The 9,767-nt window shown below is 36.2% G+C and carries 7 protein-coding genes; 1 reads left to right on the forward strand and 6 read right to left on the reverse strand.

What is annotated here, in order from left to right; translation table 11 throughout:
* Positions 1-135: 135 nt before the first annotated feature.
* From MUW74_RS01195 to hslU, 4 genes are all read right to left on the reverse strand, one after another.
* On the reverse strand, positions 136-1,371 hold the full coding sequence (locus tag MUW74_RS01195) for a hypothetical protein (RefSeq protein ID WP_243518160.1): 1,236 nt from the start codon (positions 1,369-1,371) through the stop codon (positions 136-138).
* A 31-nt stretch (positions 1,372-1,402) separates the two neighbouring features.
* The gene (gene lon / locus MUW74_RS01200) at positions 1,403-3,856 is read right to left on the reverse strand and encodes an endopeptidase La (RefSeq protein WP_243518163.1); all 2,454 of its coding nucleotides are present in this window, start codon (positions 3,854-3,856) and stop codon (positions 1,403-1,405) included.
* Between the two features lie 166 nt (positions 3,857-4,022).
* Positions 4,023-5,327, reverse strand: a complete 1,305-nt coding sequence (rseP, locus tag MUW74_RS01205; protein WP_243518166.1) for an RIP metalloprotease RseP — start codon at positions 5,325-5,327, stop codon at positions 4,023-4,025.
* Positions 5,328-5,462: 135 nt separating this feature from the next.
* Positions 5,463-6,833 carry an ATP-dependent protease ATPase subunit HslU gene (gene hslU / locus MUW74_RS01210; protein ID WP_243518169.1) on the reverse strand — a complete coding sequence of 457 codons (1,371 nt, stop codon included), beginning with the start codon at positions 6,831-6,833 and terminating at the stop codon, positions 5,463-5,465.
* 461 nt (positions 6,834-7,294) lie between these two features.
* Here hslU and MUW74_RS01215 point away from each other — a divergent pair, with 461 nt between their 5' ends.
* A complete protein-coding gene (locus MUW74_RS01215; RefSeq protein WP_243518172.1) occupies positions 7,295-8,224 on the forward strand; it encodes a hypothetical protein in 930 nt (309 codons plus the stop codon).
* A gap of 203 nt (positions 8,225-8,427) precedes the next feature.
* Here the strand turns inward: MUW74_RS01215 and MUW74_RS01220 are convergent, their stop codons facing one another.
* The gene (locus tag MUW74_RS01220) at positions 8,428-8,862 is read right to left on the reverse strand and encodes an NUDIX domain-containing protein (RefSeq protein ID WP_243518174.1); all 435 of its coding nucleotides are present in this window, start codon (positions 8,860-8,862) and stop codon (positions 8,428-8,430) included.
* Between the two features lie 134 nt (positions 8,863-8,996).
* Positions 8,997-9,695: an NUDIX hydrolase gene (locus MUW74_RS01225; RefSeq protein ID WP_243553026.1), complete on the reverse strand. Its 699-nt coding sequence runs from the start codon at positions 9,693-9,695 to the stop codon at positions 8,997-8,999.
* Positions 9,696-9,767 lie beyond the last annotated feature (72 nt).

Consider the following 9,767-nt stretch of genomic DNA (forward strand, 5'->3'; position numbering starts at 1 on the left):
TTTGGTTACTTTTTTATAAACAAAAATTCATTTTTTACCAATGTCATGAACAGATACATAATTTAAAAACACAAAACGCCCCTGTATCCATTCAGTGGTATGGTACCGCTAACAAAAAAGTAAGGTAAACATTGCTTATGCTGATGCAGAGTCAGCCATAATCAGTGTAGCCGCAAAAGCGATTAAGGCTATATAACAGGCAGGAGCTATAGGGGTATGATATTTATGAAAAAGATAGAAACAAATAGCCGTAGCAGATTTGCCAAATAAACTACTACCCAAAACCGTAGCCAATCCTATGGTAATGTAAGGTGCTGTTGTAGCCACTTGTTCTTTAGACCAAATGGTTAGAAAACAGCTAAAAACCACACCCAAGAAAATCAACCAACTACGTACTGCTGTTACATAAAAAATAGAAGCACCTGGTAATCCGCTAAAAAGGGGAATAATGGATAAAGCAAAGAGACCACTGGCTACTGCCATCAGGTTATTGTGGTCACACTTTTGACCAACTTTGGCGATCCAACTGATGAATAGGATATCTAATAGCATCAAAATAGGTGCATATTGCATCATAGTGGCATACGTAATCTTAGTAACCATGGGTACAAAGCTACTTATAAATATAAAAGGAATGGTATAAGCTATATAACTAAATCCAGCCACTATAGCGATGCGCATAATAGCGTTACGTGCCTGCCAAAGTTGTTGGTAGAGGGGTATGGTTGGCACCATAGCCATAGGCTTGTAGTGTTGTGCCTTTGGTTTGGTGTTTAATCTAAAAAAAATAAGATTCAATAGCGTAGCTACTGCGGCTATTAAAAAGGGCAATCGCCAGTATTTTGTAGGCTCATCCATCCACGTGAAAGAGGTGCCAACAGCACCAGCTGATAAAATACCTACCATGGTAGATCCTTCATAAAATCCGGCAAGCTTTTTAGCTTCTGGCATCGCTAGTCCTTGGAGTAAATAAATTTTGGCAATGTTATCTTCTCCGGCTGCAGATGCTTCTGCGCATACCCTAGCCAATAGCAACCAAAAAATGCTCCATAGTGCTCCATTTTCATAGATGGGCAAAGCAGACATAGTGATTAAACTAATGCTTACACCCAAAAGTGTGTAGCGTAATGCCTTAGTTTCTTGGGTAGCTTGGGCGATTTTGCTAAAAAAAAGAAGCCCCAATGGTTTGGCTAGAAAAGAAATGATCAAAAAGCTATAGCCTCCTATTAGCTGGACTACTGGTGTGCTTTTGGGAAAAAAAAGCGGGGCAATAATAGGGACCAAATAACCATATAAGGCATTATCAAAATGAATCAAGCCATTGGCTATTACAATCGATAGTTGTTGTCTAGTTAGAAACCTTGTCTTCATTGATAGCGCATAATATATAACAACAAAAACTTTATTTGCTTGCTATAGTCTCCTTATCATCCCAAACTTTTGCATCAGCTATTCTATTTTCTTGCAGGGCTAAATGGTAGACTTCATCTACAGCATCTACATAGTGAAATATTAAATTTTCACGATAGATTTCTTTGACCTCTTCGACATCTTTTTTGTTTTTGCTGCTTAGTATAATCTCTTGCATGCCCACACGCTTTGCGGCTAGAATTTTTTCTTTAATGCCACCTACGGGTAAAACTTCCCCGCGTAAAGTAATCTCTCCGGTCATAGCCAAGCGGTCTTTTACCTTTTTTTGTGTATAAAGGGAGGCTAGTGAGGTAAATAAGGTAATGCCTGCAGAAGGCCCATCCTTGGGAACCGCGCCAGAGGGTACATGAATGTGTAGGTCGTAATTTTCAAAAACGGTATGTGATACATCTAGGTATTGGTCATTGGCTTTTAGGTAAGAAAGCGCTGTCATAGCAGATTCTTTCATCACTTCTCCTAAATGACCAGATAAGTTGATCTTACCCTTCCCTTTACTCAAAACAGATTCTATAAAAAGAATTTCACCACCAGCAGCCGTCCAAGCTAAACCAATTGATACACCAGGAATGGCTATTCGCTGATAGGAGGTCTGATCAAATAATTCCGGACCTAGTAAGGGCATGACATCTGTTGATTTAACTTTCTTAACATAAGCTTCTCCTAAGGCAATCGACTTGGCTGTTTTTCTGCAAATATGGGCTATTTGACGCGATAGCTCACGTACGCCAGATTCTCTTGTATAGCTAGCTATAAGGGTAGCCAAGGCATCATCTTGTATGGCCAGATCAGTGGCTTTAAGGCCATGCTCTTTTCTTTGTTTAGGAAAAAGATATTTTTTAGCAATTTCTATCTTTTCTTCTAGCAGATAGCCACTTACTTCAATCACTTCCATTCTGTCGTGTAAAGCAGCCGGAATACGATCCATCGAGTTGGCAGTGGCTACAAACAAAACATTAGAAAGATCATAGGGTACCTCTAAGAAATTATCTACAAAGATGTTGTTTTGTTCTGGGTCTAAGACTTCAAGTAGGGCAGAGGCTGGATCTCCACGCATACCGTCTATCTTATCTACTTCATCTAAGACAATAACTGGGTTGGATGAGCCGGTCTTTTGGATGTTATAGATAATTTTTCCAGGCATGGCGCCAATATAGGTTTTTCTATGACCCCGTATTTCGGCTTCGTCATTTAAGCCACCTAGCGCAATACGTGCATATTTCCTGCTCATGGCTTTTGCAATAGATTTACCTAAAGATGTTTTGCCAACTCCAGGAGGACCACATAAACATAGGATAGGCCCTTTCATATCTTTTTTTAGTTGTAAAACAGCTAAAAATTCTAAAAGACGTTCTTTTACTTTTTCAATACCATAGTGGTCGGAGTCAAAAATTTTCTTAGCTCGATTCAGGTCTAGATTGTCTTTAGTATAGGTTTGCCAAGGCAGTTCTACGAGTAGCTCTGCATGGTTGATGCAAATCGAATAGTCCGGGCTATGGGGGCTCATTCTTTCTGCTTTTTCCAATGCTTTTTTGAAATAATCGGCTACTTCTTTAGGCCATTGTTTTTTATTGCCTTTTTCACGTAATGCATCAATTTCATCGGAAAGGTCATTCTCGCCTAATTCATCTTGCAAGACTTTAACTTGTTGCCTTAAATAATAGTCTCGTTGTTGCTGACTAATATCAGAATGAACTTTATCCTGAATCTCTTTCTTAAGCTCTGAAATTTCTAATTCCTTCAGCAGATGCTTTAAAAGCAAGCTAGCTCGCTTTGGGCTATTATTTAATTCCAGCAACTTCTGCTTGTAGTGGATATCCGTATTTAAATTAGATGCCAAAAAATAGGTAAGAAAATCTAGATTTTTAATATTGGCAAGCATAGTCTGTGCTTCACTAGAAAGATCAGACCGAAACTTGAGGATTTTAATGGCAACATCTTTTAATGATTGCATCAGTGCAAGAACCTTTTTATCCTCTTTATAGGGTTGGTCCTTGATCAGTTGAATCGTAGCCTCTAGACCCAATGATTCTGTAAAGATTTGAATGGTTTGAAACTTTTGTTTGCCATGTACCAGGGCAATGGTTTTCCCATTTGGGAGGTTAATGATTTTAATGATTTTAGCTAGGGTACCTATGGTATAAATGTCTGTTTGCTTACCTTCAAAGGTTTCGGGGTTACGTTGTGCTATAATACCTAATAGGCCATCTTTTTCATATATGGCTTCTATTAGATGCATAGCCTGCCTTTCTTTGACCGTAATGGGTACGACAACATTAGGAAATAGCACCATATTACGAAGTGCCAATAAGGGTATTCTGCCTTGGGTGTTGTCTTCAGAGAGCTGTTCTTTTTCATCAGATACAATGAGCTCTACCATCCCCCCTATGCCATCTTCCCCCCATGCGGAAGCCAGACCTCCATCCATTACTAGCGACTTATTAAAGTACATATGCTTATAAACGATTCATATTTTTTATGAGACTTTTTTTGGGCTCAACTTATGCTCAGGCATTTGAGAAGTTGTTGCTTATTCTGATGTATAACCAAATAATGTGCCAAAAAAGTAAAGATAACTGGGTTATATTACCTGCTTAGATTAATTTACGAATATCATTGCCCAATGCATAAAGTGTAAGTAAAAGTATAAAAATCATACCTAATTGTTGGATACGTTGCAGCAATCTATCGGAAAGCTTTCTGCCAGATAACGCTTCATATAGTATACATAGTGCATGTCCGCCATCTAGTGCTGGAATAGGTAGTAGATTGACTAAGGCAATGCCGATCGATAAATAAGCAACCATGGTCCAAAACTTATACCCAATAAATTTATCTCCAAAATTTTGCGCAATGCCAATGGGACCACTTAAAGATTTTTTGATACTCATTTTACCTGTAATCAATTTCCAAATGGCTAAAGATTGTGCTTGTATGAATGCCCAAGCTTTACCTAGACCAATAGGAATAGATTCTATAAATGAATAATTTAGTTGCTTATATAGTGGTTCAGCCCATTTAATCCCTAAGGCTTCTTCAGTTACTTCAATGCATGTAGCCATTTTTGTGCCGTTTCGTAAATAGACTACTTCAACTACTTTACCCAAACAAGTTTTAACGGTTGTAGGCCAGTCAATTCTATCAAAGATAGGTTGGTGATTTAACTCAATAATTTGATCTTTGGCCATTAAGCCTGCGCGCGCAGCATCGCCGTTTCTGCTAACGGATTGAATCAAGCAAGGAAAAATAGGTCTTATAAAAAAACTAGTTTTGATATTTGATAAATCTTCTATGATTTTTTCTGGAATGGGTAGGGTTAGTAGTTTCCCCTCTCTATGTATGGTATAGTAACTGTTGTTGCTGAGTAAAAGATTGGGTGCAAAAATATTGTTAAAATCTTCGAAATCTGCTCCATTAATTTTAATAATTTTATCCCCTGTTTTAAATCCCATGGCACTACCTATTGCATTGGGGACAATGCCATATTTGTTTACCTCATCTTTAGGTAAGTAAGTATGTCCCATCACATAGGTTAGGCCAATCCATATGAGCATGCCACTGGTTAGGTTAAAAATAATACCTCCTAATATGGTGATTAGTCGTTGCCAAGCTGGCTTTGACCGGAATTCCCAAGGTTCGGGGCTATGGTTTAGATGGTGGTTATCTAATGACTCATCTACCATACCAGCAATTTGAACCGCTCCACCTAAAGGAATTGATCCTAAGGAATATTCTGTTTCACCCCATTTAAATTTCAATAGCTTAGGAGGAAAGCCGATCATGTAGCTGTTGACCCGCATGTTAAATAGCTTGGCAAAAAGGAGATGGCCCAATTCATGTATACCAACCATGATGAATAACCCTCCTAAAAATTGAATGGTCTTAATAAGAAATGCCATATAGTATAGTTAATCGTTATTTTATATAAAGTAGTGCATAAATATAAGTAAAAAATAGCAGATCTTGACCTAAATGAATCGTGCTGGATGAACAAGTCAAGAAACTATCCTTGGGGTTTTGAACTAAAATCATGGCTACAAAATATAGGCACTAAGATCTTTCCGTTTGATTAAGTCAGCTAATGCTTCTTGGACCATTTCTTTGGTAATGGTAATGGTTGTATGAGGGGTAATGGTATCTGGTACATCAAATAGTATCGGGGTTAATAGATGGCTCATTACGGTTTGCAAACGCCTAGCACCAATATTTTCTATCTCTTCATTGAGCAGGTAAGCAGTGGTTGCAATGGCTTGTTTTGCTTCTAGGCTAAAATCTAGCTTAACGCCTTCTACGGATAAAAGCGCCTGGTACTGTATAGGTAATGCACTTTTAGGTTCATCTAGAATCTTGTAAAAATCTTTTTCTGATAGATTTTCTAAGGTCACGCGAATAGGAAAGCGACCTTGTAGTTCCGGAATAAGGTCAGATGGCTTAGCCATATGAAAGGCACCTGCCCCAATAAAAAGAATATGGTCTGTGTTGATAGGGCCATGTTTGGTTTGCACCGTACTGCCTTCTACAATGGGTAAAAGGTCGCGCTGAACCCCTTCTCTACTTATACCCGGGCTATTGCTTGGGGTGGTGTGTGCAATTTTATCCATTTCATCTATAAAAATAATACCCGAATGGCTAGCTCTGGCTAAGGCTTCTTCTTTCACTGCGTTCATATCAATCAGTTTGTTTATTTCTTCTGTCAAGAGTAAGGTACGCGCTTCTCCAATCGTAACTTTTCTTTTTTTAGTTTGTTTAGGTAAAAAACTACTGAACATATCCTGAAAGTTCATGATGAATCCTTCGTCTATAGCAGGGCCTGCGCCTAGGCTATTTATATTACTAGGTGGGGTAGTTTTGGTTATTTTAATTTCTATTTCTCTTTGATCCAGTGCGCCGCTTTTTAGTTTTTCACGAAAACACTCTCGGGTATTGTAGCTGCTTTGTTGCTTTTCTCGTGATTTTTCTATATTTATTTTTTCGTGAATATCAGGAACAAGTATATTTAAAATAATTTCTTCTACTTGGCGAGTCGCTTTGTCCTGGATGGTTTCCATTTGTTCTGCCTTTACCAGGGCTATGGCTCGTTCTACTAAATCTCGTACCATGCTCTCTACATCACGTCCAACATAGCCTACTTCTGTAAACTTAGAAGCTTCTACCTTAACAAAAGGCACTTTTGCTATTTTAGCCAATCGCCTGGCTATTTCTGTTTTGCCTACGCCGGTTGGACCAACCATTAAAATGTTATTGGGAACAATATCCTGCTTAAGGGGTTCCTTAACCTGCATTCTACGCCATCTGTTGCGTAGTGCAATGGCAACGTTGCGCTTGGCTTCTGCTTGACCGATAATATATTTATCCAGTTCTTGTACAATTTCTTTAGGAGTAAAAAATTGATAATTAGTTGACATAATGTGATGCGATTGGTATATGATGGATTGGTTCGGTCTATACAAATTGATGGATCGGAATACCTTTTTTTTGTGTGTAGCAATCCTAGATTGCCCTAAATTCATTCAATTTACTGATTTTTTAAGATTAAAAATAACTATATGGGCTGATTCATTCTGATAAGTGTTGGTCCAGGTTGTGGGTTATCCTAGACAAGAAACTTTATGGACCAAGGTTGCTTAGAAGCTAACGGTAGAAATGGATCTAAAAATAATTTTTTTAGTTTCATTATTAATATTTAATATAAATAAAAGCTAAATTTTTAGCGCCAAATTGACTTTTTTAGTCTAAAAACTTTCTAAAAAACATGAAAATAAAAATCCGAAATAAAACTGAACAATATCACTTTTTCCTCTTTTTTACGTTTTGCCATCTCAATCTTTATTATCTTGATAAAATCAGTAGCATAAAAAAATATCTTATGGCAAATAGTAAGAACCTGATTATGCTATTTAAAATCATAGGATTATGTATGATGGGTATGGGTTGTTCTAGTAGGGCTACACACCAGAAAGTACAAAATTGTGGACCACAAATACAATTTGTATTAACGCAAAAAGATAATGAGGCTAAGATTAAGCGTACGAAAACAAAAACCAAAGCAACATTAATAGAGCGCTTAAACAGCGCAGTAATGAACTTTAAAGATCGGAGAAAAAGCAAACAAATAAACACTATGTTAGAATTGGTAGAAAAGTATCCAATCTCAAGCCTGCAAAAGCGTAATCCAACTGGATTAAACCATGCATGTTATGTGTGTCGATGTGGTATTTCTCCAAGTGAAAACTTTTATAAGGTTATGTGTTGCCAGAACAACCTACATAACGACTGCCTAGCATTGTATCTTTTAAGACTGCGTAAGTTAAGTAACTCTATGAGATTATGTAATCTTGCTGAAAATGAGGTTTTTATCAAACTTTGCTGTGAATCATCAAAAGATTTATACAACCATATAGCGGAAATAGAAAAACAAAATAAAGCAGTAAAAGCAGACCATTCAGCAATAGCAAGAATAGAACGTAGTCTTATTAAAGCCCAAAACTTAGTGCCATATAATGCTCTATTTACATGTTATATTTGTATGAATCATTTCGAACAAGATGTGTACGTATTTGAGTGTGCTGAATGTAAAAACAAAGTCTGCTTAACTTGCATAGCTAAGTCTATCCATCATTATGGCAGTATATTGAAATGCTACTTCTGTAGAGCAACTATACCTGGATGCATCAATTCGCAAAGGGATGTAAATAGGCATTTTATATCCTTGCTATCGTCCTGTCGAGAGCTAGGACTTGTATTATGTCCATGTATTATTCCCACTATAGGATTACCGCTGCTTCTGTTAATTTAACTGTAGAAAGTATCTGTTCCTGACACTGTTAAAAAATGAATTGACCATCTTGTTTTAATCTTTCTGTCATAGAGATACCTTACAAAGAAGCATTAAATAGTTGGAAAAGAATAGTAAGTAATAATTACCTAAATGTATTTATAAGTACAAATATAATCTATTTAATTCCATATTCATATCTATTTATTATATCTGATATCACTTTATCTCTTTTCTGATCCTTGATAAACATCAAGATCAAAATTTGACCATTTACCTGTTTTTAAAAAGGCTGGTACAACATGGATATCTTTTAAGGCTTCAACATCAAAAAATTGAGAGGTTGTAACTGGACCATCTTTATCTGACCAATGTTTAGGCAGCTCATCTACATCTATTTCTGCGGAAAAATAGACCTCTATCTTATGTACATTATACTTTTTATCAAAAAATTCTGCAACATGGACAATTTGGTTTGGTTTAACATCAAGTCCAGTCTCTTCTTTTACTTCTCTTACCATGCACGCTGGAAGCGTTTCACTTGGTTCTAAATGCCCACCAGGTGTATACCAAAGCTTATAATCATTACTAACAAGTAGTAAGTGCCTATTTTTTACTATTAGCGCTCTAGCTGTTACTTGTAAAGTATAGTCTTTCATTTTGTAATGTTTATTTGTATAACTTCAATGTTAGGTACCTATTAAATACATTATGTGATAAATTATATTTGGAAATCCTTTCTATATATTTATTGAAACAAATTATGCGTTATGTTTATATACCTCCTTTATAACTACATTACAGATAATAATTTCATTCGAAATGAATCTCTTTTCAATACTTCATAGAAAAACTTTCTTAGCGTAAACGTATTCTCATTACCATCTATATCTGTTAATATACAAGGATTGTGATCGATTGTGTATAAACTAGTGCATGAAACCCATTTGAAGTCATCTTTCTCCCTATAAGTATCCTTATTTTGCCGATTGACTGCTTTACATAATACATCAGAAGGATAATAATTATTTATTTTCAGTAAAATATATACTTCTTCTCTAATACGCCCATCCTTTTGTTTATATTTATTATAACAAACCACTCCATTATTCAATAAATCATTTGGATCCAATTGATATACGCCTCCACTTTCCTCTTTTGATTCGCGAATAGCAGCTTCTAAAAAACTTTCACCTGTTTCTACACTTCCACCTAATTCACACCATGTTTCCCCATCACGTTTACCTACTCGTTCTCTACCTAATAAGAGAAAACTTTCTTTTTTGTCATTAGTATAACAAAGCAAAACACCAACACTGGCCTTTAGATTATTTTTTAATCTTATTGCAAGTATAGTGCTACTGTCGTAACTACACACTGTTGAATCATATTCTAACTGTGCTTGGCTAGGAATTGATTTTCTATTAGGTTTATTCGTTATACAGCTGCAAGAAACAAGACATAGATAAAAAAGTATAAATAAACGAAGCATAAGCAAATAAGATTTTTTTAATCTAACTATTATCCACTATATAGTATATGTATACACATATATCATAACATT

The sequence above is a fragment of the Candidatus Cardinium sp. cBcalN2 genome, from assembly GCF_022810445.1.
Taxonomy (GTDB): Bacteria; Bacteroidota; Bacteroidia; order Cytophagales; family Amoebophilaceae; genus Cardinium.

What these genes read in the sequence shown, in the direction of transcription:
- MUW74_RS01225 (WP_243553026.1), bottom strand. Translation starts at nt 9,695, where the DNA reads ATGCTTCGTTTATTTATACTTTTTTATCTATGTCTTGTTTCTTGCAGC.
- MUW74_RS01220 (WP_243518174.1), bottom strand. Translation starts at nt 8,862, where the DNA reads ATGAAAGACTATACTTTACAAGTAACAGCTAGAGCGCTAATAGTAAAA.
- MUW74_RS01195 (WP_243518160.1), bottom strand. Translation starts at nt 1,371, where the DNA reads ATGAAGACAAGGTTTCTAACTAGACAACAACTATCGATTGTAATAGCC.
- lon (WP_243518163.1), bottom strand. Translation starts at nt 3,856, where the DNA reads ATGGATGGAGGTCTGGCTTCCGCATGGGGGGAAGATGGCATAGGGGGG.
- MUW74_RS01215 (WP_243518172.1), top strand. Translation starts at nt 7,295, where the DNA reads ATGGCAAATAGTAAGAACCTGATTATGCTATTTAAAATCATAGGATTA.
- rseP (WP_243518166.1), bottom strand. Translation starts at nt 5,327, where the DNA reads ATGGCATTTCTTATTAAGACCATTCAATTTTTAGGAGGGTTATTCATC.
- hslU (WP_243518169.1), bottom strand. Translation starts at nt 6,833, where the DNA reads ATGTCAACTAATTATCAATTTTTTACTCCTAAAGAAATTGTACAAGAA.